General features: G+C 59.4%; 21 protein-coding genes. 4 read left to right on the top strand and 17 right to left on the bottom strand.

Annotated elements, in window-relative coordinates:
- Positions 1 to 30: 30 nt before the first annotated feature.
- Positions 31 to 1,809, bottom strand: a complete 1,779-nt coding sequence (locus RBH20_RS17270; protein WP_306710955.1) for an L-lactate permease — start codon at positions 1,807 to 1,809, stop codon at positions 31 to 33.
- 673 nt (positions 1,810 to 2,482) lie between these two features.
- Here RBH20_RS17270 and RBH20_RS17265 point away from each other — a divergent pair.
- Complete coding sequence (locus tag RBH20_RS17265) at positions 2,483 to 3,223, top strand: ThuA domain-containing protein (RefSeq protein WP_373567972.1); 741 nt, start codon at positions 2,483 to 2,485, stop codon at positions 3,221 to 3,223.
- An 88-nt stretch (positions 3,224 to 3,311) separates the two neighbouring features.
- On the opposite strand, the gene RBH20_RS17260 is transcribed toward RBH20_RS17265, so the two are convergent.
- Both RBH20_RS17260 and RBH20_RS17255 read right to left on the bottom strand, forming a co-directional pair.
- Positions 3,312 to 3,881 carry a hypothetical protein gene (locus RBH20_RS17260; protein ID WP_306710951.1) on the bottom strand — a complete coding sequence of 190 codons (570 nt, stop codon included), beginning with the start codon at positions 3,879 to 3,881 and terminating at the stop codon, positions 3,312 to 3,314.
- A 218-nt stretch (positions 3,882 to 4,099) separates the two neighbouring features.
- On the bottom strand, positions 4,100 to 4,678 hold the full coding sequence (locus tag RBH20_RS17255) for an NAD(P)/FAD-dependent oxidoreductase (protein ID WP_306710949.1): 579 nt from the start codon (positions 4,676 to 4,678) through the stop codon (positions 4,100 to 4,102).
- A gap of 112 nt (positions 4,679 to 4,790) precedes the next feature.
- Between RBH20_RS17255 and RBH20_RS17250 the strand changes: the two genes are divergently transcribed.
- Positions 4,791 to 5,831: a zinc-dependent alcohol dehydrogenase family protein gene (locus RBH20_RS17250; protein ID WP_306710946.1), complete on the top strand. Its 1,041-nt coding sequence runs from the start codon at positions 4,791 to 4,793 to the stop codon at positions 5,829 to 5,831.
- Positions 5,832 to 6,274: 443 nt separating this feature from the next.
- Here RBH20_RS17250 and RBH20_RS17245 read toward each other — a convergent pair whose 3' ends face one another.
- From RBH20_RS17245 to RBH20_RS17200, 10 genes are all read right to left on the bottom strand, one after another.
- Positions 6,275 to 7,480: an ABC transporter substrate-binding protein gene (locus tag RBH20_RS17245; protein WP_306710944.1), complete on the bottom strand. Its 1,206-nt coding sequence runs from the start codon at positions 7,478 to 7,480 to the stop codon at positions 6,275 to 6,277.
- A 124-nt stretch (positions 7,481 to 7,604) separates the two neighbouring features.
- Positions 7,605 to 8,534 (bottom strand): ABC transporter ATP-binding protein, encoded by a 930-nt coding sequence (locus RBH20_RS17240; protein WP_306710942.1) that lies wholly within the window; start codon positions 8,532 to 8,534, stop codon positions 7,605 to 7,607.
- Entirely contained in the window at positions 8,534 to 9,649 is a 1,116-nt protein-coding gene (locus RBH20_RS17235; protein ID WP_306710940.1) for an iron ABC transporter permease, read from the bottom strand. Before RBH20_RS17235 ends, RBH20_RS17240 begins: the two co-directional genes overlap by 1 nt.
- Complete coding sequence (locus RBH20_RS17230) at positions 9,649 to 10,629, bottom strand: NAD(P)/FAD-dependent oxidoreductase (RefSeq protein WP_306710937.1); 981 nt, start codon at positions 10,627 to 10,629, stop codon at positions 9,649 to 9,651. Before RBH20_RS17230 ends, RBH20_RS17235 begins: the two co-directional genes overlap by 1 nt.
- A gap of 235 nt (positions 10,630 to 10,864) precedes the next feature.
- Positions 10,865 to 12,325 carry a carotenoid oxygenase family protein gene (locus RBH20_RS17225; RefSeq protein WP_306710935.1) on the bottom strand — a complete coding sequence of 487 codons (1,461 nt, stop codon included), beginning with the start codon at positions 12,323 to 12,325 and terminating at the stop codon, positions 10,865 to 10,867.
- A 53-nt stretch (positions 12,326 to 12,378) separates the two neighbouring features.
- Positions 12,379 to 13,368, bottom strand: coding sequence for a DMT family transporter (locus RBH20_RS17220; RefSeq protein ID WP_306710933.1), 990 nt, complete (start codon positions 13,366 to 13,368; stop codon positions 12,379 to 12,381).
- A 304-nt stretch (positions 13,369 to 13,672) separates the two neighbouring features.
- Complete coding sequence (locus RBH20_RS17215; protein WP_005532887.1) at positions 13,673 to 13,942, bottom strand: hypothetical protein; 270 nt, start codon at positions 13,940 to 13,942, stop codon at positions 13,673 to 13,675.
- A 125-nt stretch (positions 13,943 to 14,067) separates the two neighbouring features.
- Positions 14,068 to 14,685 (bottom strand): class I SAM-dependent methyltransferase, encoded by a 618-nt coding sequence (locus tag RBH20_RS17210; RefSeq protein ID WP_306710929.1) that lies wholly within the window; start codon positions 14,683 to 14,685, stop codon positions 14,068 to 14,070.
- 138 nt (positions 14,686 to 14,823) lie between these two features.
- A complete protein-coding gene (locus RBH20_RS17205; protein WP_306710927.1) occupies positions 14,824 to 15,102 on the bottom strand; it encodes an SHOCT domain-containing protein in 279 nt (92 codons plus the stop codon).
- Positions 15,103 to 15,254: 152 nt separating this feature from the next.
- Positions 15,255 to 15,686 carry a pyridoxamine 5'-phosphate oxidase family protein gene (locus tag RBH20_RS17200; protein WP_306710925.1) on the bottom strand — a complete coding sequence of 144 codons (432 nt, stop codon included), beginning with the start codon at positions 15,684 to 15,686 and terminating at the stop codon, positions 15,255 to 15,257.
- A gap of 102 nt (positions 15,687 to 15,788) precedes the next feature.
- Here RBH20_RS17200 and RBH20_RS17195 point away from each other — a divergent pair, with 102 nt between their 5' ends.
- Positions 15,789 to 17,624, top strand: coding sequence for a bacteriohemerythrin (locus tag RBH20_RS17195; RefSeq protein WP_306710923.1), 1,836 nt, complete (start codon positions 15,789 to 15,791; stop codon positions 17,622 to 17,624).
- 60 nt (positions 17,625 to 17,684) lie between these two features.
- Here RBH20_RS17195 and RBH20_RS17190 read toward each other — a convergent pair whose 3' ends face one another.
- Positions 17,685 to 18,158 (bottom strand): hypothetical protein, encoded by a 474-nt coding sequence (locus tag RBH20_RS17190; protein ID WP_306710921.1) that lies wholly within the window; start codon positions 18,156 to 18,158, stop codon positions 17,685 to 17,687.
- Positions 18,159 to 18,264: 106 nt separating this feature from the next.
- On the opposite strand from RBH20_RS17190, the gene RBH20_RS17185 reads away from it, so the two are divergent.
- The gene (locus RBH20_RS17185) at positions 18,265 to 19,035 is read left to right on the top strand and encodes a hypothetical protein (RefSeq protein ID WP_306710919.1); all 771 of its coding nucleotides are present in this window, start codon (positions 18,265 to 18,267) and stop codon (positions 19,033 to 19,035) included.
- 211 nt (positions 19,036 to 19,246) lie between these two features.
- Here the strand turns inward: RBH20_RS17185 and RBH20_RS17180 are convergent, their stop codons facing one another.
- The 3 genes from RBH20_RS17180 to RBH20_RS17170 form a co-directional block, all read right to left on the bottom strand.
- Positions 19,247 to 20,095 carry a hypothetical protein gene (locus RBH20_RS17180; RefSeq protein ID WP_306710917.1) on the bottom strand — a complete coding sequence of 283 codons (849 nt, stop codon included), beginning with the start codon at positions 20,093 to 20,095 and terminating at the stop codon, positions 19,247 to 19,249.
- Between the two features lie 87 nt (positions 20,096 to 20,182).
- The gene (locus RBH20_RS17175; protein ID WP_306710916.1) at positions 20,183 to 21,109 is read right to left on the bottom strand and encodes a hypothetical protein; all 927 of its coding nucleotides are present in this window, start codon (positions 21,107 to 21,109) and stop codon (positions 20,183 to 20,185) included.
- Between the two features lie 306 nt (positions 21,110 to 21,415).
- Positions 21,416 to 22,714 (bottom strand): amidohydrolase family protein, encoded by a 1,299-nt coding sequence (locus RBH20_RS17170; RefSeq protein ID WP_306710915.1) that lies wholly within the window; start codon positions 22,712 to 22,714, stop codon positions 21,416 to 21,418.
- Position 22,715: the final 1 nt, after the last annotated feature.

The following is a 22,715-nucleotide window of genomic DNA, read 5'->3' as shown; positions in this document are numbered from 1 at the left end:
GGTGGAGGGTAGGTGGGAAGGTGAGTCGGGTTAGAACGCGCCTGGAGCCACGACGTAGGCCAAGATGAGCGTCAGTATGCCCGTGAACACGCCGTAGTACAGCACCGGTATCAGTTCGAGACGGATGACACGCCCCTCCTCACCGATAAGGCCGACCACGGTAAGGGCGGCGACCACGTTGTGAATCGCGATGAGGTTGCCGATTGCGCCGCCGACTGCCTGTGCGGCAACGACGATCTGTGTCGGCGCACCGATCTGCTGAGCGGCCTGGAACTGGAACAGCCCGAACAGGATGTCGCTGACCGTGTTCGAGCCGGCGATGAACGCGCCGAACGCGCCGATGAAGCCCGAGAAGAACGGGAACATCTGTCCGGTCCCACTTGCTGTTATTTCCGACAGCAGGCCAAGCATCCCGGCGTTGGTCGGCGCGGCCTCCAGCACGACAGCACTGCCGGTCCGTTGCATAATCATGACTGTCGCGACAGCGAACCACAGCGCCACGACAGCCGGCGCAATGTTTCGAAGCGCCTCGCTCCACGAGGCCTTGATATCGTCCGTGGACATCCCATGGAGCGCGTAGGTAATCACGGCCACGAGGACGAAGAGACTCCCGGGAAGGTAGAACATCTCGACGCCCTCCGAGAACGGCGTGCCGAGGATGTTATTCCACAGCAGAACACCGTTCGTCGAGAGGAACTCCTGAATCGGACTGACAACGCGGGTCACGACGAGCAGCGCGGCGACGAGGAGATAGGGCAGCCAGGCCATCCCCAGCGACATATCCTGCGAGTGCGAGTCTTCAAACGTTGCCGTGCCACCGTCGGCTGCGACAGTTCCTTCTCGGCTGCCACCCGACGTGGTGCCGACACCCTCTCCGGGTTCGATGCTGCCGATCCAGTGGTCCGGCCACTGGGCCTGCGGGCCGAAGTCCCATTCCTCGTCGGGGAGGAAGTAACCGGCACGTAGCGTGGTCGTGACCACGAGTAGCCCAACCATCGCACCCAGCAGTGCCGGGAACGTCGGCCCGAGGAAGTACGCAGTCGCGACGTATGGGATTGCGAAGGAAGCCCACGCGAAGAGGCACAGCGGCAGGACTTCAAGCGCCGGCTTGATCGATCGCTCCTCGCCGAAGAACCGGGTCATCATCGCCACGCCGATAAACGGAATAGCGATACCGACGATAGCGTGGATGAGCGCCGCCCACAGACCGATCTGAGCGACGTACGCGCCGACGCTCTCGAAGCCACCCTGTTGCAGCACCTGCTGTGAGGCGCCCGTGCCCTCTGCGAACACCACGTCACGCAATCCGATGATCAGCGGCGTCCCGACCGCACCGAACGTGATCGCGAGGATGTTCCCCGTGAGCGCAACGACCACTGCGGCCAGTGGGGGAAAGCCCAGACCGACCAGCAGCGGGCCGACGATCGCCGCGGGCGTCCCGAATCCGGCCGCGCCCTCGATGAACGAGCCCATGAGGAAGACGAGCAGGATGACCTGCACGCGCCGGTCGTCGCTAATCGAGGAGAACCCTGCGTTGATTACCTCGAACGCGCCTGACTGTTTCAGCGTGTACAGCAGGAGTATCGCCCCAAAGACGATGACCAGGATTCTGGTCGCTGTCAGCGCTCCGCGTATCGACGCGGCGGCAATCAGCCGGGGGGACATCTGCCAGCCGACGAAAGCGGCGATAGCTGCCACCGCCCACGCAATAGGCATCGTCCGTGTTGCAGGCTGGTACAGCCCGACCATCAACACTGCAATCGTCGCCAGCGGTAGCAGTGCCATCAGCACCAGTGTGTGTTCAGACATTGGTTCTCACCCCCACAATCCGTTCGTCCGGACAGGCCAAACTTTCACCAGCCACCCAATTCCGGAGATGGTATCGTAGTCTCATTTCGGAACCACCTCAATACGTGGTTCTATCCCTCGTGACCCTCTGTTGCAGCGGTTTCTGGTAGGGTGCATCAGTCGCGTCGTCTGGCAGGGAGTATTTATACCTATCTACTGTTTACATTATCCTCTGTTCAGAATAACGACAGAAGGGAAGCGAGAAGCCCTGACGAGATTAAAATCAGGGTTTATCATGTATGTACTGGCGGGATGGGATACAGTCGTGTGTATCCGGTATAGCAGTGCTTTACGCGGCGATTTCACTCGACTGTACTCCTACGGAAGAGCCATACAGTCGTCTGTATTTGGTCGTTTCAGGTCGTTATTCACAGTCTTGTGGATATAGTTGGAAATCGAGTTGTATTGGCGTTCAACATTGCGATTGTCATGGCCACTGTGGCGCGGCGCTGGCGCGCGGTAGACATGAGCCGGATACTCAGGGCCGAGATGCGCAAAACCGTATCTGAGACAGATGAATATCTCGTGGAAGGTTCTCAGCGACTGTTCAACAGCGGTGAAACGCATAGCGCTCACTAATCGCACGGATTGCCGCTTGGCGAACGCCGTTACGGCGGAGGTCAAAATCACGACTATGACACGTGTCACGGTCTGGAACGAGAACGTCCACGAGCAGGAACACGAAGCTGTCGCGGACCTCTACCCCAACGGGATTCACGGCGCTATTGCCACAGCACTCGAAGAGCGCGGGTTCGACACGGAAACCGCGACACTTCAGGAACCCGAACACGGGCTCACCGAGGATGTACTGGCAGAAACGGATGTTCTGACCTGGTGGGGCCACGCCGCGCACGACGACGTTGCTGACGAGGTTGTCGCCCGAGTGAAAGAGCGGGTCCTCGACGGCATGGGGCTCATCGTCCTCCACTCGGGCCACTATTCCAAGATCTTCCGCGAACTGATGGGAACGACCTGCAGTCTGAAATGGCGCGAAGCCGCCGAAACCGAGCGGTTGTGGGTCGTCGAACCAGGTCACCCCGTCACCGACGGCGTCGACGAGTACATCGAACTCCCAGAAACCGAGATGTACGGCGAGCGCTTTGACATCCCCGCGCCGGACACGCTCGTGTTCAACTCTTGGTTTGAGGGCGGCGAGGTGTTCCGGTCAGGGTGTTGCTACCGCCGCGGAGCGGGCCGAATATTCTATTTCCGCCCGGGCCACGAGACCTATCCGATTTACCACAACGACGCGGTCCAGCAGGTCCTCGCCAATGCCTGTGAGTGGGCCACGGCTGGGGACGGTCCGGAGCCATCGTTTGGCAACGCCGACCCGATTGAGGACATTGACGAAAGCGACGAGCGGTCGGTCCACTGATTTCGGCATCGGGTTCAGCGGAACTAGATTCCGCCGAGGCGCATACTTTTTAATACTTCGTATACATTCGGATCTGGACTCGATGTCGTTACTGTGGAAACGCAGGCTGTGTTTTCTCCCGCCATCGTTCAGCGTTTCCCAGATGGTTTACATCGAGTTGCACCTCGGTCGGAAGTACCGATTCGAGATGATCGAACAGCGGATCAAGCGACGTCTCGACCGGTGACAGCACCCGCCACCGATACGCACCGCCGGTGCGTTCCGATTCGAAGACGACACCGTCGCCGATGTAATCGGTAACGACGGTGGGCACCGTACAACACCGGTCAGTCCGGGCGTGATACGTATATACAGTTCTGGCGGCCGGTTGGCAATCAAGAACCTGGTATTCTCGCGTCCCAGAACAGCCGCGTTCGTCGAGACACTCGTTACAGCGTGCGTCATCGAGAAACATCTCATCGAACGCGGAGATTGCGGCAGGGGGACCGTCTACGTGATCGATGCGCCACATGGCGTTTTCAGTCACCGTACACGTGGCGTTCCGGAGTCGTAGCGTCGGATACTCGTGAAACAGGTCCATAACCGGATCAGCACCCGCAGTGAACCTGAGGTTGAACTCGAACTCCTTCACAGCAAACACACTGCTCTGTGTTGCCATAGTGAATCAGTCGATAAAACTGTCGCACGGCTTCAGAATCTCGAACCTGCTGCAGCGACGAAGTAACGGCTCGCTGTCGCAGTTTACGGACCTGCTTAGCACCAGTTAGACCGGGGCGGATCAGTGTCGAACACGGCCCAGACACGCGGGGCAACGGCCGGTAGAACGTTGCTGCATGGTTAGAAATGAGATAGACCCGTCCGGAACCGTTTCGGGGCCTACTCTTTGGGACCGAATACCGCGTCTGCATCGGCGGGCGTATCGAAGTCGTGGAAATGCTCTCCTTTCTCCTTTGTGAGAATGTTCAGGGCTGCCGCTGCACCGTCGCCGGCAGAGATAACCGCCTGCCACTCCTCGGCTCGGACCATTCCCCCTGTCGCGTAGGCGTCGTCAACACTCGTCTCCATCGTCACGTCCACGTCAACGACATCTTCAGCAGTCATCTCACAGCCAAGCGACGCAGCGAGGTCGCGGTTAGCACCCGTCGCGAGGACGAGGTAGTCTGCTTCATATGTCTCGTCCTCAGTTGTAGCCTCAAATCCGCCATCAGTTTGCTGCACGTCTGTCACTTCTGTACCCTGTTTTCGGTCGACACCGAAGCTATCCACCTGTGACCGGGCGGTTTCCATGAACGCAGACCCATCCTGAGAGCCTACCCCGAGATAGTTGAACAGATGTGCTTTGTGCATCCAGGTCCCATCAGTGTCGAAGACTGTCGTTTCCAGCCCGTTTTTCTGTGCAAACAGTGCCGCGCTCAGGCCGGCGGGGCCGCCCCCGACGATGAGAATATCCGTCATGTTTCTGTAATTATATTCCATCGCTGGTAATTGTTTCCATCCAATAAAACGGTCAGTCGGATTCGGCAGACGGCATGAGAACGGTTTTCCACAGCCACCCCGAAGCGGTCATATGCGCGCAGCCATCTACCGTGGCCCCGGTGAGATTACCGTCGAAGAGGTTCCCCGACCGGAAATCGAATCGCCAACCGACGCGATTGTACGCGTGACTCACACGGCTGTCTGTGGCTCCGACCTCTGGTTCTATCGTGGCCAGAGCGACCGTGAAGAGGGGTCCCGCGTCGGCCACGAGCCGATGGGTATCGTTGAGGAAGTCGGAGACGACGTGCGCTCAGTCGAACCCGGCGACCGGGTGTTCGCCCCGTTCGTCATCAGCTGTGGCCGGTGTGAGTTCTGTCGGAAGGGACTGCACACGTCCTGTGTCAACGGCGATTCGTGGGGCGGCGACAACGGCGGCGGCCAGGGCGAGTACGTCCGGGCGACGGAGGCCGACGGGACGCTCGTCCGCGTCCCGGACCGCCACGCCGATGATGAAGACACGCTGGAAGCAATTCTGCCGCTGACAGACGTGATGGGAACCGGTCACCACGCGGCGGTGAGCGCCGGCGTCGGTGAAGGCGACACCTGTATTGTCGTTGGTGACGGCGCCGTCGGGCTGTGTGGCGTCCTCGCGGCGCGTCGCCTCGGGGCAGAACGCATCATTGCGATGGGCCACCACGAGGACCGTCTTGAACTCGCAGAGTCGTTCGGTGCGACCGAAACCATCGCCGCCCGTGGCCAAGATGCCGTGGACGCCGCGGATGACCTGACTGACGGCGGTGCAAACCACGTGCTCGAATGTGTCGGTGCGGCCTCAGCAATGGAGACCGCCATCGACGTCTGTCGGCCGGGCGGGACCGTCGGCTACGTCGGTGTCCCGCATGGCGTTGACGACTCCGGATTGGATGTGTTCTCTCTGTTCGGCGATAATATCGCGCTCAACGGCGGCGTGGCACCGGTTCGTGCCTACGCCGACGAACTACTGGCCGACGTGTTGCAGGGGACGCTCGACCCGTCACCGATATTCACGAAAACCGTCGATCTCGACGGCGTTCCAGAAGGATATCGGGCGATGGACGAGCGTGAGGCAATCAAAGTTCTCGTCAAGTTGTAGTCGGTCTGCGTCGGTTGGAGCCATCAAATCGCTACGTAACTTGTCAGACGTTCTGTGGATAATTCTAAAACAATGCCCACGGGACAGGCCTCCGTGTAGCCAGTGTTATCCTTCTATACGAGTGCAGACCCTGAATGGCGCTAGACTAGTTTTCCGCACGACCGACAGCGAGGGCTGTCAGCCGACGGGTCATAAGCGAGCGCAACGTCGTTGCAGTGACGGCAATATCGGTCGGAGCCAGTGGTGTATGAGTGCGTGTTTCCTTCGTGTACTAGCATATGTTAGTAGATGACATGGTGGTATAAAACTTTTCTGGACAAGTCAATGTCTATATCCTTATATTCCCTATATACTGCTAACGATGTCGGATTTTTCATCCCATTCATCCAGATAATCTAGCGTATGCCTCAATACTGTCGTTCTAAGAGTTTAGATGGTATCAGCTAGATGTCGCCGTTCACGATGTCCGCGACCCGCTGGCGGTCGAACAGCTGCTCCTCCGGCGGAATCTCAGGATACGGCCCCTCAGTGTAGGTCGGCCACTCACCGAACTTCTCCGGGTACAGTTGCTTTGCGGTCATCTCCAACTGGAAGAGATGCAGGATCGGACCCTGATATCTCGCTCCCTGCGGATAGATCCGGTCGTTCTGTACGGCTGTGATTTCTGATCCAACTGGGTCGGATTTGAACGCCTCCCGCCGCTCCGGAAGGCTCGTACTCGGTTCGAATCCACCGAGGTGCAGGATTACGTCGGGGTCAGCCGCAAGTAGCGTCTCGAAGTCGACCACAGAGTTGGTCTCGACCGAGCCCTCGAAAGCGTCCCGTGCGCTGAATGGACGGGTATGCGCGGTCAGGAAGCCGGGGTTGTCAAGTGTGTACGCGTAGATCTCGTCAAGATCAGCTGCGGCGATCATCACCGCCGACGGGCGCTCTGACTCGGGCGGTAAGTTCACGTCGATGGTCGAGCGCATTTCGTCGTGGATAGCCGCGAGCGCCTCGTAGCGAGCCTGTTCCTGAAACGCCTTGGCCACGAGTTCGAACTGCTCCCAGAGGGTGTAGTACTCGTAGTCCGCCCATCCGGACGGCGGTTCGGCGTGCCGGTCACTCAGTGAGTTGCCGAACCAGGGTGAGACGTTGGTAGCGATTTCCTCGAAGTCCTCTCGACCCCAGTTGTCCTGTTTGGCGATCCAGGCTGGGTCTGCTAAGTGGATATCGCTATCCAGTTCATACAGTTTCTCCTTGCTCGGCTTCCATGAGGAGTACAGCCCGGTCCAGTCCAGCGACACCCCCGGCAGCCGTTCGACGAACTGGTTCCATAGCCCACTGTAGTAATCTGGGGCGTGCATGGCCGTGACGGTATCCCCATGCCCCAGCGCGAACGCCATGTCGGCGTGGTGTGTGAGCCGAGTGAAGACGGTTTCCGGGGGCGATTCGAACGTCACCTCTCCCACCGGTGACATCGACACGGAGTACGAACCGTTGCCAGTGGGTGTGTCTGTCTCCACTTCGGACTCCGCCCGTGTGGCTCCAGCTCCCCCCTCGGCGTCGCTGGTACATCCCGCAAGTAGCCCGGCGCTAAGAACCGTTCCCCCGTACTTCACGTACTCTCTCCGCGTCGGTGTCTCGGTGTCTGTAGCGTCGTCAATCATTATTTTAGGCTAGCCTAAAAATTATATAATTGTTCCGGTTCACCGAGCCAGGACAATCCGATCTCAAGCGCAGACTCCAGCGTCCGTGTCAAGAACCCGTCGGCAGAGCTCGATTTCGTGGCCCCTATTCGGCAACGACTTCCTCGCGGTCCGGCTCGGCAGTATCGTCACCACCAGTGTGTTCGTCACCATCGTGGCGGGCCCGGATTGGGTTCACGCGCGGGCCATGGGGCGTGGCCGAGACCTCTGCCTCGATTTCGAAAACGTCCGCGAGTAGTTGCTCCGTCACGACGGCATCTGGCTTCCCCCTAGCCTGTATCTCACCGTTTTTGAGGGCGACCATCTGATCAGCGAGGCGAGCAGCCTGCTCGAGGTCATGGAGGACGACTACGATGGTGATATCACTCTCATCCCGGAGCGTTTCGATAATCTCCATGACCTCAAGCTGGTGGTGCAGGTCAAGGAACGTCGTCGGCTCATCGAGCAACAGCACGTCGGTGTCCTGTGCGAGAACCATCGCGATCCAGGCGAGCTGTTTCTGGCCGCCACTGAGGCTGCCGACTTCGCGCTCGCGGATGTGTCCACAGCCGGCCAGGTCAATCGCCCGTTCAACGGCGGCCTCGTCTTCCTCGGTGACACTGTCGAAGAACCCACGGTGTGGGTACCGACCGTGATACACCAGCTCCTCAACCGAGATACTGTTTGGTGACGTACTCTCCTGAGAGAGCAGCCCGAGCTTTCGAGCGATCGCTTTGGTCTCCAGCGTCTGGATGTCTTGCCCGTCCAGCAGTACCGATCCCGCATCCGGTTCGAGCTGATTGGCGAGGCCTTTCAGCAGCGTGCTCTTGCCCGACCCATTCGGGCCGACGAGCGCAGTCACGGCCCCAGGTTCGGCGGTGATCGATTCACCGTCGATGACCGGGTCATCCGTTCCAGAGTAGGAGAGTACCACATCGTCGCCGACCAGCGGCCGGTCCTGGTGACTGGAATGAGACCCAGTAGGGGTGTTATTTGTCGTGGCGATACCATCCGAGTTAGTATTGTTCTGTGACATTAGATCTCACCCATCTGTTCCTGTCGCCGCATCAAGTAGAGGAAGTACGGGCCGCCGACGACGCCGGTGACGACGCCGACCGGAACCTGCGCGGGGTTCAAAGCCAGCCGTGCACCGACATCTGCAACAACCATCAGCGCCGGACCGACGAACACGCAGCCGATGAGGAGCCGGCGGTAGTCGCTCCCGACGATGAGTCGGACGATGTGTGGAACCACGAGGCCGAAGAACCCGATGATCCCCGCAACGGAGATTGCCGTACTGGCAGCCAGAATAGCAACTCCAGACAGCATGAACCGGACCCGCTCAACACTCATCCCGAGCGAGCGTGCGGTCTCCTCGCCGAGCAGGAGGAGATTCAATTGTCGTGCGCCGGCCAGCGCGAGTAGCGTCGCGGCCAGCGTCGGAATAATAGCGATTCGGAACTCTTCCCAGCCGACACCCGTGAGCGAACCGGTAATCCAAGCCAGTGCTGACTGGACAACGCCCAGATCGTCGGCGAAGAAGAACAGCCCCCGCTGGAGGGAGGTAAACACCATGTTGACGATGACACCGGCCAAGACCAGTCTAACCGGACTCGTTCCGCCCTTCCACGCAATCATGTATACGAGCAGGAACGCGATGGAACCACCGACCGCGGCAAACAGCGGGAGGAACGGGGCGAGACTGCTGAACAGAACGAGAGTCAGCAGTACGGTGAGTCCTGCCCCAGAACTCACGCCCAGCACGAACGGACTTGCCAGTTCGTTTCGCGTTACGGCCTGGAATATCGCCCCGGAGACGGCGAGACACATCCCCGCAAGCACGGCGACGATTACCCGCGGCATCCGGATGTTCCAGACAATGAGCGTCCGTTTCGGCAGTTCGGGAAGCTCGGCCCCGAGGAAAAACGACTGCCATGCCTGAACGCTGAACCACACCTTCGGATCGAACACGGCCTGCCACGCCTCGAGGATCGTCATCGAGTACGCTCCGAAGCTCACCTGAAGGAGACCGGCCCCGAAGGCGACGGCAACGCTCGCAACACACAGCCCGAACAGAGACCCGTCGAGAGTGTCGAGCCAAGATCTGGCTCGTGACCACGCATCGGTGGCCCTCCGTGTCTCGCTGGCCATTACTCGCTCACCTCCGCGCGTCCGTCGCTTGCGCCGAGATAGTCCCGGATCGTTTCGTCGTCCATCGCATCGAGAACAGCGGTCTGGTCGAGCCCCGAAACGACCGCCGCAGGGTCTAGGTAGCCCGCTAGCGCTTCCTGGCCTGTTTCGGTCCGGGCAGCTATCTCGTCGGAGGTGATATACGCCGACCGCCGTTCATCGATGGCCGCCGCACGGACCCGCTGGAAGCGGTCCGAGTCCGACTCGACGGGGGCATCCTCGGCGTACCGGTCGTCGAAATATTCGACCCAGGTTGCTCGTTCAGTCCATTCGTCGTCTAGCTCGGCCTCACGGCGGACCCAGTCCACGCCGTCAGCGACAGCCTCCCACCAGCCGTCGTCAATTCTCGCATCCGCGATTACCCGACGTGCGACCCGCGCACCCCGGCCGGCCGCAATAATCGCCTGCATATCCGCCGCCTCGGACGGTGACGCAACGTAGAGACCCGGAACCGGTGTCGTGCCGTCCGCATCAGCATACTCGCGGTCGAAGGTCTCGCGTTCCTCGCCATCGTGTTCGTGCGTCTCGAACATCGCCGCGTCGTCGTCCAAGCCCCGCATATACTCGCCGTTGTAGCGGGTTGCCGCGATGACACGACGAGTCGTGGCTGTCTCCCCGTCCTGCATCTCGACGACAAACCCCTCCCCATCATCGGTTCTGTCGAGCGAGTCGACCAGCTCAGAGACGACTGTACAGCCGGCGGTTTCGGCGTGGTCCTGAATACGGTCGTACAGCGTCTCTATATCGATGCCGTCCGGGAAGCCGAGGTAGTTTTCGAGGTAGGCACAGCGCTTGAGGGACGAGCGGCCGCGGTCGTAGATAGCCGTATCGAGGTCCGCTCTGGCCGTGAACACACCCGCCGCACAACCCGACGGGCCGCCCCCAACGATGATCACATCACGGTCGAACGTCGTCCCCGTTTGGTTCCCCACTGACACCATAGTCACGACGCTCCGTTCAGTGTCTGTGGCACCGACAGTCGATGTGACTGTGCAGAGGTGCTGGTCGATTCGTTTAACATACTGTTTAGGCCACCCTAAATGGATAAAGCGTTTTCGAAGTTTAGGCAGACCGAACATAATGTAAGCTATCTGCTGTTTCGGTCAGAACGGCACGTCTGGCTGAGCGAATTTGAGAAGTGAGGAAGTCGTATCAAGAAGCGTTCCTACCGACAGCTCAGTCGCCGGCTGCCACTCGAAGCTCGGGGAAGTATCGACCGTGAAAGTCGAACGGGGCTGCGTGGGGAAGCGACGCCTTGGCGCGCTCCTCGAACGTCTGACCATCGAGTACGAGTAGCCGGGACCGGTCGGCGTCTGCGTCCAGCGCAACGACTAGCACCACGCCGTCATCCTCGGTGTCGCCGTCGGGTGCGGGGACGAACACCGGCTCACCGAAGTAGTCCCCGCCGTCGTCGAACGTCTCGACAGTACCTGTGTCTGTGTCGAGTTTCAGGACGTGTCGGGCCCACTCGGTGATGGGCGTATCCATCCCCATCGCGTACACGTAGCGGTGCGGGCGACACCATCGAGACGGTGAAACGGTCGGCAGCGCGCTGCCGTCAGGGTACAGCATCTCGCGTGAGACCGTCGTATCGGCATCGCCGTAGCGAGTCACACCACTTCCGGTACCAAGGTCCACGGTGAACCGCTCGATGCGGCCGACGATAGCGCCCATCTCGCCCGCACGGAGATTATCCAAATACAGCGAGTCGATGGTCGTCGCGTCTGGTACTGTTTCGAGGTCGAACACAAGTTCCCTGCCGCCGGCTCGCTCGAACGCGTTGACGTGGTGGAACCCGAACACGGCGTCGATGACCGGCTTAGCGACGACGGTCCCCGTAGTGCGCTCCATGACGATGATTCGTGTCCCGCGGTCGGGTTCCCACTCGAACTGCTCAATGAAGGGTGCCTGTCGGCCAGGCTTGAGAAACCGTCGTGGGTCAAGCCGGAGTGGGAACTCCGTTAATACGACATACCGGGGTGTGAGCGCGAAGCTGTGCATATACGTCGGCTGGTCGGTGTCGACGCTCCCGATGTGTTTCCGGGTTCCATCGGGCGACATAGCACTGACGTGGTACTGGCTGGTCCGTCCGAACGCCGTGTCGACGTTCACGAGGACACCGCTCGTCGGGTCGCGTTTGACGTGGGCACAGGAGAGTTGCCCTGTCGGCACATCGTCGTCGTGTTCGAGGTGGCCTGTCGTTTCGAGCGTGTTCGGGTCGAAACGCACCTTGCGGGGCGATTCGGTCAAGGCGAAGTACTCGCCACCAAACCGCTCGGCGATAATGTTCGTGTTGTCGTACGGGTCAGTCAGGAACGTCGCCAGCCGCGAGCGAAGCGTCGTCTCGCCGGTCGCAAAGCCGCCCTCAAACTCACCGCTCGTCGCCGCCTCGTACGCGTCCGTCCGGAGGAAGCTGTTCCGGTAGTGCACGGCGTCACTGTCGGGGTCAAAGGTGAACCGGTACAGCATCGCGAATCCGTCGAACCAGTGGTCGACACTGCTACCGTTTGGAAGGGAGAACGCGCCGGGTCCGTTCCGGATAAGACTGCCGCGGAGCCAGTCCGGGAGGCCACCGGTCACGGGTATCGATGTTGCTGTCTCGTCGTGTAGCGAGTGGAACCCAGGGTGAGAAGTCATACCGGTACAATGGGTGACAGGGGCTAAGCCCTGACGCCCATGCTATCAGGGTATCACTCCCGTGTCGTGTACGCGTTCCCGCTGACGACGACGCAGTCGTCCTGTGGTCCGTACGGTCGGTACGACGGCGAGTCTGTTCGGCGACGGCGTAGCGACCGGAGTACGTCGGCTTTCACCCACGCGAAGCCGACCACAATTACGGCGAAGCCGGCGACGGTCACCGGGCCGAGTGTTTCACCGAGCAGGAGCCAGCCGCTGATAGCCGTCACTGCTGGGACTACGTAGGAAACCAAGCTGGTTTCAGCGGCCCCGACTGTGCTGATCAGGCGGAAGTAGAGGAGGAACCCGATTGCGCTGGCGACGATGCCGAGATACGCGATCGCGGCTATCTGTTCGAGCCCAACGGTGACGGTTCCGAGTCGCTCCGAGGGCAGCCCCGCACTGACAACGTGCAGGATGCCCGCACCGAGCAGCGTCATCCAAGCCTGCATGCTCACGAGCGGGAGTGAACTGGTGTAGCGTTCGGTCAGGACTGCGCCGACGGCGAAGGCCACAGCCGAACCGATGAGGAGGGCGACGCCGAGCAGTCGGCCACCGACCGCTCCCGGTGTGGGGTTCGCAATGATAACTACGCCGATGAACCCACAGACGGTGCCGATGAGTTCGTGCGGTCGAGCCCTGTAGCTCGGTATCAGCGTCGATGCGAACGCCGGTGTCACAACCGGCGTGAGACTGAGCAGGATTGCGCCGAAGGAACTCGGGACGTACTGCTGTCCAAGGAACAAGAGCGCGAAGTGTGCGCCGATGAGGACAGTCCCGCCGATGAGAATCAGCGACCAGTCATCGCGAGTCTGTGGGCGCAGTGACCGGCCGCGCCAGAGGGCATAGCCAAGCAGGACGACTGCAGCAATATCGTGTCGGACAGCTGCCAACAGCACCGGCGGGACGCTTTCGAGACCAGTCTTGATCGCCACAAAGGAAAGTCCCCAGATGAGTGCGAGCGCAGCAAACAGCAAGCCAATATGTCGTGTCGAGCGTGTCATTCCAGTAGAGATCAACTATATGTGCTGGAGGAGTATGAAGCTTCTATCGCCACTGTGACGCACACGCACGGCCTCTACGGCCACGTCTGCTGTTCAGAAATTCCCGAGAACAGTGTGTATCCGCAGTGCTATCGAAGCCAGTTGTACCGAGACGTATCGTTCTCCTCGACTCCGTACCACGGAGTTCTCATTCGGCCACCGAACAGTCTTTCAGCTCACTGTCAGTAGCGTCAAAAACGAGGGTGATGCCCACGTCGGCAGTCCCGAACGGATGCTCCGGATCAGCATCCAAGTATGACCCGAGTCAGGTCGACATCGTATCGAAATGCCAGCCCGGGTCGGTCCCAGTTTCGTCAATGTGCTCGGACCGGCACGCCGGACAGCAGTCAGGGACAGCAGTTTCAGACCGGGGAACGTACACCGCGCCGTCACACTCCACACAGGCGTCCGCGACGACTGTCACGCAGTCTGCACAGAGATTGAAGTCGTCGACTGTGAGGTCTCGCAGGGGTTCGAGTTGTTTGTCCAAGAGGTACTCGTCGATAGCCGCCTGACAGTTTTGGCACAGTTGCATAGCGATCCAAATTGACCCATGATACCGTGACACAAATAGTTGCTGCCCGGTTATCGATTGTGAATGTACCGACGGCTAGCTGTTCAAGCACAGCATCACGAGAAAGTGACAGATACAGGTGAGGGCTACGGCGCACGGAACACGCGAATGGTGTCTCGGGACGTCGGTTCTCGAATTAGCTGCGCAAACCCGAGTTCCGAGAATACCTGCTTCCAGTTGCGGTGATACAGCGGGAAATCATCGTCGACGTAGCTCACGTCAGTGTCTGCGCGTCCACGTTCGGGGCTGTTGCCTTCGTTTTCGGCGATAACGAGGAGGTCGCCAGCGATGCGAGCGATCTCTTCGAACACCCATGCGTCATCGGGGTGGATGTGCTGGAGCGTTTCAACCGAATAGACGACATCAAAGGCGTCGTCCTCGAACTCGGTGACGATGTCTTCGAGGGCACCGGTGTGGAACGTCCCCGAATCCGCGAGCCGAGGATAGTGCTCGGCCATCACGTCGAAGGATTCCTCGTTGATGTCGATACCGGTGAGATTCCCGTATCCGCTGGTCTGCAGGTGTGCCAGATGGCGGCCCGAGCCACAGCCCAGTTCGAGGATCCGGGCGTCGTCGTGGACGTAGTGGTCGAGTACGTTGACCAGCGTCTCACTCACCTCGTTTGGTCCGAGTTCAGCGTAGTACGCCGGTGAGAACTTCCCAGAGCGGGAGGCCCAGTCGTCTCGAACATCGTCCGGGTCCATACCCACGGTACACCGTTGCAGAATAAATGTACCACGAAGTGCGCGTCGGACAGCCGTGGGCGCGGGTAAGGGGTCTCACAGTTCTGCAAGTGGCCATCCTGCCAGACTGATAGCCGGTAAAACTACCAGTGACGTGGCCTATGACTCGTGCTGGAGCAATCGGTCAGCCCGCGTTTCGAGTTCGGTCTCGTCAATCTCGCCCGATGCGTACTGTTGTTTAAGCGTCTCCAGCGAATCCGGCTCGGCAGTTGCCTCGCCCTGTAGCTGTACGTACAGCAAAGCGCCGACCGCCACAGCACCGATGATGAACGCTATGAGCAACAGCCACCAGCCGCCGGGGGCCATGCCCATGCCCGTTGCCCCGCCGTGGGGGCCCATCGGTCCATGCTGGAGTAGCGCAGTTGTTGGCGAAAGCATCTGGGACACCTCTGTTTGTAGATACTGCCTTCACGGCATAACTACGGTCGCTGGTTCCCGCAGACTGAGAACGTAAACCGCGACGAAGAGCAACGAACGCAGCACTACAAGGGGTCGATAGACGCCACTGCTAGTGGCTTGCGGCACCGGTGTCACCCGACTCGGAATTCACGTCCGCACCAGTCGTCGATTCGAAGTTCGTACGGCGTCGTCGATGTATCGTCCCAGCTGACTGGGTTGGGGGCGAACTGTGTGTTGCTGGCCAACGAGGCAAGGGCCGGCTCTACATCGCTGTACGTCGTCTCTACCAACTCACCCGTGACCACGACGCTTCGCCAGACCGATTTGGGTTCGGTCTCCTCATACACCGTGAACCCGACGGTGGCGTCCGCGGTTAGATAGCGATGTTTCTGGCTATCGTCGCTCTCTGACAGGTGAAACGCCAGGCTATCCGTCGCCGGGTCATACCCGAACGCGACCGGGAACGGATACGGGGCCGCTCCCGTTGGGCTGGACAGTGCCAGCACGCCGATTCCGTTGTCAGTGAGGACGTCAACGACCGCTTCGTCACGTAATTCTTGCATCCCGAATTCAATGTTGACTGGTAGCTACTTGGAAAGCAAACCGCATTTTCACTCGGTGGGAACGTGAGAGTTGCTTTTCAAATAATGGGTAACAGAACAGGTATGGGAACAGATTCGACGGGGAAATTCGCCGAGTGGGATGAAGAACGGTACAGCACAAATGTCGAGCGGTTCGATGAGCAGCACAAGCGCCTGTTCGGGCTGCTGAACGACCTCCACACGGCGATGAACGAGGGCCATTCCGAGGAGGAGGTCGGTGACATTCTCCGGGAACTCGAACGTTACACGGAGTACCATTTCGGTGACGAAGAGGAGTTCATGCAGAACTGTGGCTACGCTATGGACTGCAGCGACTGTTTCTACAACCATCGTGAAATGCACGAAGAGTTCGCCGGGAAAGTACAGGAACTCCGCAAGAAACACGAGAACGGGAAGTACGTCACGATGGAGGTCCTGACAGTCGCCCGGGACTGGCTCGATGCACACATCGCCGCCGGCGACGAGGACCAGAACTACGCTGACTACTTCCAGACCGAGGTCAGCGACGACTACGAGTACGAACCCGGGCAGCTCTATCATGACCGGACGGCATCAGAAGACCCCGTCCCAGTTGACCGCCAGAGCGAGGACGCCGGCGTGCGCCTCGACAGCGACATCTACGACGGAGGCTCGCTTTCGGTCCCGGACGGGTCAGTAGCGGCCTGGTTCGAGGACATCGTTTCGGACCACGGGGACCGGACCGCGGCGCTTGTCCGAGATGACGACGAGTTCGCCAAGCGGAGTTTCGAGGAGCTGGCCGAGCGGGCGAAGGCAGTCGCAGGCGGACTTCTCGCAACGGAACTGCGCCCCGGGGACCGACTGGCAATCAGAGCACAGTCTCAGTACAAATGGTCCGTGCTCGACCTGGCCTGTCACTTCGCCGGGCTGGTCCCGGTCGCACTCTACCCGTCTGCGAGCGACGACCGAGCAGCCCAGATTATCGAACGGACCGGCGCAACCGGACTCGTGGCAGCAGGAGACGTGGCCGAAGACCTCGCGATGGCTGTCGGGACCGTGCTCGATTTCGAGGACTTACCGACCGAGGAGGCGAGAGTGCTGCCCGGCCTGCAGACTGACGGCGACGGGGTTGCAACAGTCGCGTTCGACGTGGCTTCCCCCGCAGAGAAGGCCGGCTGTGCGCTGACACACCGAAACCTCTTGGCTGCCGCAGAGAGCCTCCGCGAGGCGCTTCCTACCGGCCCCGAAGCGACTGGGACCTGTTCGCTTCCGCTGGCGCACATCTACCAGCGTGTTTCGACGTACTATCTCTGGGCGACCGGGAGCGCCGTCGCCTACCTTGGGGCCGAGGACTTCGTCGACCAGCTCGCGGCCGTCAACCCCAACGTGCTCGTCGGTGTCCCGAAGATGTACCAGCAGCTCTACGGGACGATACAGGACCGTCTCGGCGACATGGGCTGGATGAAACGGAAGGTCGGCGGTCGAGTGGCGTCCTACGGAGAGGGAATCGTCGAGGGACGGGGAACGCCGCTGAAATACAGAGCCGCCAACCGGCTCGTGTACAAGCCGCTGCGGCAAGAAGCGGGGCTATCAAACCTTACCTACGCTCTCTCCGGGACTGGTCGACTCGACGATCATCTGCTGTACTTCTTCCGGGGGCTTGGCGTTCCAATATGCGAACTATACGGCTCCGTCGGAACAACCGGTGTCGGCGCGCTGAACCCGGCAGAATCCTTCGTCCAGGGGTCAATTGGCGACCCGATGCCAGGGGTTGAAATCGCTGTCTCCGAAAACAGAGAACTACTGGTCCGCGGGCCGACCGTCCTCGGTGGGTTCCTTGACAACGACCGGACTGGCGCACAGACGCTCCGAGACGACTGGTACCATACCAATGAAGTCGGGGAAGTAGGACCGGACGGCAAATTGTCGCTCGCCGAGTGAGCGCTGGCGGTAAGCAGACTCGATTGTCGCGTAATCAAACGGTATCGCGGCTAGGCCGAGTCAGACGAACCGAAACCCGAGTGCCACGAGCGGCACGAGAACGAGCAGATACGCAGCTGCCGAGATAGCCCAGTCACGTCGGATATCCGGAATCCGGGCCGACGGCAGTCGGGATCGCGGGAGCACGACGAAGACGAAGAAACCGATCATCAGCGTGTACAGGACAACGGCAGCGAGGACCGCCGCGAGTATCGATGGCCCGCTCAGCAGCCCTTCGCTGGTGAAAAGTACCCAGACGAACAGCGGGCCAGTTAGCCAGCCGGCGATGTAGTGGACCACGCTCGCGAGCCGTCCGGGGGCCTTCTGCGGGGCGCTATCGGTCAATACACCGGAGGCAATGAACGGCGGTGTTTCGCCTTCCGGTAGTCTGGCCATCACCAGATCCATCACAACCGTCGCGACGACACCGGCGGCCACCCCAATCACAAATCTCAGTGACACTGTAAGCGCCGTGACGAGAGGTACCGACTCCATGTAACACTGAGAGGACGGGGCTGTATTTTGTCTGACGATTCAGGCTGACAGTGATACCGATTTGTTGGGTGCGAAAGCCTGTCAGGGCGTACCCCGTAAGGGCTTCATGCGCACACAGGATGCGGGACACCGAGCGGCAGCAGTCGCTGCCATCGCTGACCGCGATTACCGGCGGGCTGGAGATGAATACACGCGGGCTGGGTGGCGTGTTCTCTCGGACCCGCGAGAAGGGATTGAGCCGTTCGGTGCTGACGAGAAGGGCTGGGTCGGTGACGGGCTGCAGTACCTCGCAACAAGCGCGGTCTGTTACCGCGTCGCTGGAAAAGACACGCGCGCCACCCGTCGTGGCGTCGAGGGCGTCGCCGTGGCCAAGGATTTGACCAACGGGCTCGAGCATCCGGTTCAGCACGCTTGTCTCGATGAATTCGTCGCGGATTTCCGGGCCGTCGCAGGGCTTGACGGTATCGAGGCGGCGTACCGCGAAGCGGAATCAGCCTACAGAGACGCTGGAAGTACTGTTGACAACCCACAGGCGTGGGGGACCACGCCGCTGTTCGAGGCCGCTGCAACGCTCATCCAGCAGGTTGCCCGTGGCCCCGCCAATGGTGAAATCGCTCTTCCTTGGGAAGACCTCCACGGCACAGATCCGGATGACCCCGGCAGGTTCCTCGCACAGCGGGCCATCGTCAAGCGTCAACGGTTCCCAAGTCTCATCGAGCAGGTGATCGACGACGGCTTCCTTGCGACCCCCCGCGGAACGACGGAGTACGACACCGACCACCATCGCTGCCCACACTGTGGTTCGACAGATGTGAACTGGGTCGCAGAGAGCGTTGTGTGCCTTCGGTGCTCCCGTCCAACAGACGAGACAAGCTAGTACTCCGCATATATTTTCAAATCAAGGCAGATATCGACATAACATATTTGTATCCAGACAGTCCAACATCAAATAATTCGTGCGATTGGCAACTAGTATTATTTCTCATCTGTTTTGATTGTGCTACGCGTATATTAGCCACATATTCAGTTATCTAGTCTGTTAAGAACTGAAAGTAGAGAGGGATACCCATGTGGACCAACCGCGTTGGTCACGTTGTCGTTTCAGTCGACGCGGGTAGTGACTCCGAGTCGGTACGGGCTTCGATTAGAAGTCGCCGATTAACAATGTGATCGACAACAGTAGTACTATCGAGAATTTCTGTCTCACCGTCGTGGGTTTCTGGGTCGCCAGCGTACCGTCGTATCTTGAACGAGTCCATCGCGTTGCGATTCTCCGAGACCGGTTCGATAACTTCGAGGTACTCACCGGTGGTGGTATTGTGATAGGTTTCGCCCGTAGCAAATCCGACGACAGGGACATCCACAGGCCACGCCCATGAGAACTGCCGAAGATACTGATCGAACTGCCAGACGAGATGTGATGGGTCAAGATCATCGTCAAGCGCACCCACAGTGGGAGAATCGAGCGTCCGGTCCCAGTAGTCGACGACGCATTCCTTGAGGTCGTCTTGCAGACAGTCCTCGACCAGTTTCTGCTCGATCGGGTAGCCGATTTCGATGGCAACGATAGCGTGTCGGTCAAGATGGGTGAGACAGCGCTGGCATTCGATCTCGAATACGGACAGACCAAGTGGGTTATCAGCGGTCAAGTGCGCCAGTTCGTTCCCGCAACTGGGACACCAGAGAAACAACACCCCGCTGTCTGCACCGGATAGTTCGCCGAGCACAGTCAGGTCATCAAACGCGGTGTCGGGGTTGTTTGTTTGGGACTCGGATATCGACTCCGGAGCAGCCTCTGCGGCGTCGTCTGCGTATTTTGCCAGCTTTCGGTCTTTCAGCAGCGACTTGATAACCGAATCGTGCGAGGAGTGCGACTCCGTGTCACGTATCTTCTCTATCTGTTCTTTCGTCCAGTCACGTACGCGGATAGTTGCCATTTATCACACATTCAAACCGGGCTACAAAAACTGTTTCCTTTGATAATGAGGATTAATCTTCGCGCACAACCACCACGTAGAGATCCGTTAATGACTGGCAGCAGAGATACGCCGCTTGATTTCGGCGTTCGAGACACGTATCTGGTTGGCTGCCAGCCGATGAGTGACGAGATCAAGGAGGTCCAGTTCTGACAGTAGTCTGCGTGCATGTGTCTGACTCAGATCGAGACGCTGGGTCACCTCGTCCAGAGAAGTGGACTGGGTAACAGTCTGTGCGAGCTCGGCCACAGTCACGTCCCGGGAGATACCGAGTCCATCCGCAACGAGGTTGTCGTCGCTGTCCTGCGAGTCAGCCTCGGCAAGCAGGTCAGCGACAGACCTGGCTCCCAGTCCGTCCGATTCTTTGGGCGGATTGTTGTCGCTCACCCTGTCGTCAGAAGGGTCTGAACCGGCAGCGGGGTCTGCATCGGTGCCAGTATCGGAATCTGTCTGCACGTCCGCAAGGCTGAGTCCGCCTGCCTGTGGCGTCGTGTCAGTTGGATCGTGGATATCGTACTCCACCATATACCGACGCACAGTTTCGGAAGTCACGTCGGCATCAAGCGCCTCGGTCATCTCCGGGAACGTATCGCAGGCGTCGTAGGCCGCCTGAAGTGCCTCGGGGTCCTTGTATGCTGGCACGGAGTCCGACTGCGAGAGCGTTTCCACTAGTTCGTCGGACGTGTCTTTCTGATCGTCTGATGGGACCGGTATGTCGGTTCCGACGGGGACGGTAACCGTCACATCAATCTCAATTCGTTTGTCAGTCACATCAAACTCCTCAGCGTCGACAGAGACGTCATCATGTATCGATACGCCACCGAATACCGGCGTCGTGAGCGTCAGGTCGGCACTGATTTCGTCGTTATCCGCGGTCGTCTGGCCCCTGACTGAGACCGACTTGACCTCAGTGTCAGACGAATCTAGGCATTCGAGTACCTGCGTGAACGTCTCAAAGGCGTCACTAACTACCATATGCCATTCACGCTCACAGTCCCACTATTACATACGGGAAGCGGAAATATTTTCCACAATACACGAAATAGGCAGATTTGGTTCCTCAACCACGCTGCAGTCCAAATACCATGTGTACAGAATGTGCACATTGACCGGAATATCAAAATATTTCCCAAATTTTTACACCCTAAGGGTGTGTCTTTTCTACAGTCACAGAAGCTACTTTCCAAAATTTATCAGCAGATTGTGTTCACACCTTCAGGGCGTATATCAGATAGGTCCCCAATGACAGCGAACTGAAGTCATACCTATCCAAGAACTGCCCTACAACCGTTCCCAGAGTTCGGCACTCGCATCGCCGACAGCAGTCATATCCGAATCATCGACGCCGGTGATACCTGATGTCTGATCATACACAGGCTCTCCGTCGATAATTGTCCGGGTAACGTCCGCACGGCTTGCGGCGCTGACGACGTAGTAGGGCGCACTCCCGTCCAACACCGGGTTTGGCCCCAGATCCAACGTGACGAAATCACCGCGTTTACCGACCTCGATACTGCCGACAGCGTCCTCCATTCCCAGCACCGCCGCACTGCCGATTGTCGCCCATTCAAGAGCAGTGGCCATGTCGAAGCCGCTCGGGTTGCGCTGCTTGAGGTTGTGGATACCGACGGCTGAACGCATGGTCTCGAACATATCCGGATCCCATCCGTCGTCACCGAGCCCGATTGTCATCTCGTGGGCTTGCATGGTTTCGACATCGGCGATACCGACGGCGTTATTGATGTTGGAATACGGGTTGTGGGCGACGGAAACATCGTTTGCTGCGAGTATTTCGATCTCGGACTCGGTAGAATGGACGCAGTGAGCAGCGATGACTTCGGCGTCGAAAAAGCCCATGTCTTCTAACGCTGGTACCGGTCGTTTCCCGTAGTCGGCGATTGATTCATGAACGTCGACCAGCCCCTCTTCAAGATGGATCTGGATTGGGCGGTCGTCGTCAGTAGCCCTGTCAACACACTCCCTAACGATGTCTTCGGTGTTGGTAAACAGCGTGTGGAGGCAGTAGTGGCCGGATACAGTGTCGTACTCGTCTTCCGCTTCGTCGATGAATCGCTGATTCTCCGCGATTCCGTCTCTGGCCTGGGCTTCAGAGTTCCGGGCTGTCGTCTCGAAGGAAATCATCCCACGGATCGGGGTCTGTGCGACACCCTCTGCGACGGCGTCGAGACCGCCCGGCAGCGTATTCGGCCCGGAGTAGTTGTCACAAAAGGTAGTGACGCCGCTCTGGAGCATCTCGACAGAGGAGCCCAGTGCAGACAGGCGAGCGTCGCGCTCGGTAAACGCCTCGTCAACGTTCCACCAGATGTCGACGAGCGATTCGTAGAAACTCTCGGGTGACGCAGCGAGCGGCGCACCGCGGATCGGGAGCGCGTACATGTGGGTGTGACAGTTCACCAATCCCGGGATGACGACCTCGTCAGTGGCATCTATCACGTCAGCACCGGACGCGTACCCGTCCTCGATAGCGACGATTTCACCATCTTCGACGACGACGTGTGCCTCGGACCGGACCGTGCGCTCATCGTCCATCGTGATGAGCGTCCCTGCGTTCAGTATCACA

The sequence above is a fragment of the Haloarcula sp. H-GB4 genome, assembly GCF_030848575.1.
GTDB lineage: Archaea > Halobacteriota > Halobacteria > Halobacteriales > Haloarculaceae > Haloarcula.
The sequence above is the reverse complement of the archived record's forward strand: the minus strand, read 5'-3'. Positions and strand labels throughout refer to the sequence as shown.

Bases quoted from the DNA above. Each gene is read 5' to 3' on its own strand.
- RBH20_RS17270 (WP_306710955.1), bottom strand. From the start codon at position 1,809: ATGTCTGAACACACACTGGTGCTGATGGCACTGCTACCGCTGGCGACG.
- RBH20_RS17265 (WP_373567972.1), top strand. From the start codon at position 2,483: ATGACACGTGTCACGGTCTGGAACGAGAACGTCCACGAGCAGGAACAC.
- RBH20_RS17260 (WP_306710951.1), bottom strand. From the start codon at position 3,881: ATGGCAACACAGAGCAGTGTGTTTGCTGTGAAGGAGTTCGAGTTCAAC.
- RBH20_RS17255 (WP_306710949.1), bottom strand. From the start codon at position 4,678: ATGACGGATATTCTCATCGTCGGGGGCGGCCCCGCCGGCCTGAGCGCG.
- RBH20_RS17250 (WP_306710946.1), top strand. From the start codon at position 4,791: ATGCGCGCAGCCATCTACCGTGGCCCCGGTGAGATTACCGTCGAAGAG.
- RBH20_RS17245 (WP_306710944.1), bottom strand. From the start codon at position 7,480: ATGATTGACGACGCTACAGACACCGAGACACCGACGCGGAGAGAGTAC.
- RBH20_RS17240 (WP_306710942.1), bottom strand. From the start codon at position 8,534: ATGTCACAGAACAATACTAACTCGGATGGTATCGCCACGACAAATAAC.
- RBH20_RS17235 (WP_306710940.1), bottom strand. From the start codon at position 9,649: ATGGCCAGCGAGACACGGAGGGCCACCGATGCGTGGTCACGAGCCAGA.
- RBH20_RS17230 (WP_306710937.1), bottom strand. From the start codon at position 10,629: ATGGTGTCAGTGGGGAACCAAACGGGGACGACGTTCGACCGTGATGTG.
- RBH20_RS17225 (WP_306710935.1), bottom strand. From the start codon at position 12,325: ATGACTTCTCACCCTGGGTTCCACTCGCTACACGACGAGACAGCAACA.
- RBH20_RS17220 (WP_306710933.1), bottom strand. From the start codon at position 13,368: ATGACACGCTCGACACGACATATTGGCTTGCTGTTTGCTGCGCTCGCA.
- RBH20_RS17215 (WP_005532887.1), bottom strand. From the start codon at position 13,942: ATGCAACTGTGCCAAAACTGTCAGGCGGCTATCGACGAGTACCTCTTG.
- RBH20_RS17210 (WP_306710929.1), bottom strand. From the start codon at position 14,685: ATGGACCCGGACGATGTTCGAGACGACTGGGCCTCCCGCTCTGGGAAG.
- RBH20_RS17205 (WP_306710927.1), bottom strand. From the start codon at position 15,102: ATGCTTTCGCCAACAACTGCGCTACTCCAGCATGGACCGATGGGCCCC.
- RBH20_RS17200 (WP_306710925.1), bottom strand. From the start codon at position 15,686: ATGCAAGAATTACGTGACGAAGCGGTCGTTGACGTCCTCACTGACAAC.
- RBH20_RS17195 (WP_306710923.1), top strand. From the start codon at position 15,789: ATGGGAACAGATTCGACGGGGAAATTCGCCGAGTGGGATGAAGAACGG.
- RBH20_RS17190 (WP_306710921.1), bottom strand. From the start codon at position 18,158: ATGGAGTCGGTACCTCTCGTCACGGCGCTTACAGTGTCACTGAGATTT.
- RBH20_RS17185 (WP_306710919.1), top strand. From the start codon at position 18,265: ATGCGCACACAGGATGCGGGACACCGAGCGGCAGCAGTCGCTGCCATC.
- RBH20_RS17180 (WP_306710917.1), bottom strand. From the start codon at position 20,095: ATGGCAACTATCCGCGTACGTGACTGGACGAAAGAACAGATAGAGAAG.
- RBH20_RS17175 (WP_306710916.1), bottom strand. From the start codon at position 21,109: ATGGTAGTTAGTGACGCCTTTGAGACGTTCACGCAGGTACTCGAATGC.